This is a genomic window from Streptomyces sp. NPDC020747 (assembly GCF_044334695.1).
Classification (GTDB): domain Bacteria; phylum Actinomycetota; class Actinomycetes; order Streptomycetales; family Streptomycetaceae; genus Streptomyces.
The window spans coordinates 1-1,554 of the sequence record NZ_JBIRTJ010000051.1; the positions used below are offsets into that span (position 1 = coordinate 1).

At 69.0% G+C, this 1,554-nt stretch carries 1 protein-coding gene; it reads right to left on the minus strand.

Translation table 11 applies throughout. The features are described 5' to 3' along the window. Positions 1–69 precede the first annotated feature (69 nt). Positions 70–1,287, minus strand: a complete 1,218-nt coding sequence (locus tag ACH4YP_RS48005) for an IS110 family transposase (protein ID WP_398497931.1) — start codon at positions 1,285–1,287, stop codon at positions 70–72. Positions 1,288–1,554: the final 267 nt, after the last annotated feature.

Sequence of the window (1,554 nt, forward strand, 5' to 3'; positions counted from 1 at the left end):
GGGGGGGGTGCCTCTATGTCTTTCGTCAAGGCGCCCAGGTTTGGTTTGGGGTGGTTTGACTTGCTGGGGTCATGCGGCGAGTTCGATGTCCTTGGGGACGCGGGGTTCGTAGAAGGTGCCGTCGCGGAGCATGGCGAACAGGACGCTGATGCGTTGGCGGGCCAGGCGGAGGAGGGCTTGGGTGTGGGTTTTGCCGCGGGCGCGTTGCTTGTCGTAGTAGGCGCGGGAGGCGGGGTCGGCGTTCATGCAGGCGAAGGCGGAGAGGAACATGGCGCGTTTGAGCTGCCGGTTTCCGCCTCTGGGGGCGTGTTCGCCGTGGATCGAGGTCCCGGACGACTTCGTGGTGGGGGCGAGGCCGGCGTAGGAGGCGAGGTGGGCGGCGGTGGGGAAGCTGGTGCCGTCGCCGACGGTGACCAGCAGGACGGCGGCGGTCCTGACGCCGACGCCGGGCATCGAGGTCAGGACCGGGGAAAGAGGGTGGGCCTCCAGCAGGGCGTTGAGCTGGGCTTCCATGGCCCGGCGTTGTTCATGGACGGCCGCAAGGGAGCGGGCCAGGGACGGGATCACGACATCGAGGGTGCCGGTCCCGGGCACGACGACGGTCTGTTCGTCCAGCGCGTCGAAGACGTCGTCAATCAGCCGGGTGGCCATGCGGGGGGCTTTGGGCCGGATCACTTCGACGAGTCTGCGGCGTCCGGCTTTGCGCAGGGCTGCGGGGGATCCATAGCGTTCCAGCAGCCAGGTGACGCCCTGGTGGTCCAGGCGGGGGCCGAGGACGCGTTCCAGCGACGGGTGGAACTGGGTGAGCAGGCCGCGTATGCGGTTGGAGGTGCGGGTGGCCTCGGCCGCGAGGTCCTGGTCGAAGCCGACAAGGACGGTCAGCTCGGCGGTGATGCCGTCGGTCAGTTCCAGCGAGCGCAGGGTGTGCGGCATCGTCCGGGCGGCGTCCGCGATCACGGCGGCGTCCTTCGCGTCGGTCTTGGCCTCGCCCGGGTAGAGGTCGGCGATCCGGCGCATGGCGAGTCCGGGCAGGTAGGCGACCTTGCAGCCCGCGTCGCGGGCGACGGTCAGCGGGAGGGCGCCGATCGAGGCCGGCTGGTCCACGATCACCAGGACGGTGCCGAACTTCGCGGTCAGCTTCTCGAACACGGCCCGCAGCTTCGGCTCACTGTTGGACAGCTGCTTGTCGAAGACCTTCTTCCCTGCCGGGGTCAGCCCGTGGCCGTGATGAGCACTCTTGCCGACGTCCAGGCCGAGGAACACGCCCACGTCTTCGGTGTCGAACATCGCGCCCTTCCAGGGGAGTTGAACGTGCCGGCCTCGGCATCGGTGTCGTACTCGCGCATCCACGTTATGCAGACCTGCCATCCGCGATCAGTCCAGCATTGCGCCGGACCGGGTGGCGGCCGGACCTCTGATCAGCGTCTCCGACGGCACCTCCCGGGCCCGGTGACACCACCCCCCAGGTCATGCCTTCGACAGGGGGGAACAGTCATGCCGGGCCCGGAGGCCAGCGGCCCTCTTGCAGGACCGCGAAAAACATAACGGGGGGGG

What these genes read in the sequence shown, in the direction of transcription:
- ACH4YP_RS48005 (WP_398497931.1), bottom strand. Translation starts at nt 1,287, where the DNA reads ATGTTCGACACCGAAGACGTGGGCGTGTTCCTCGGCCTGGACGTCGGC.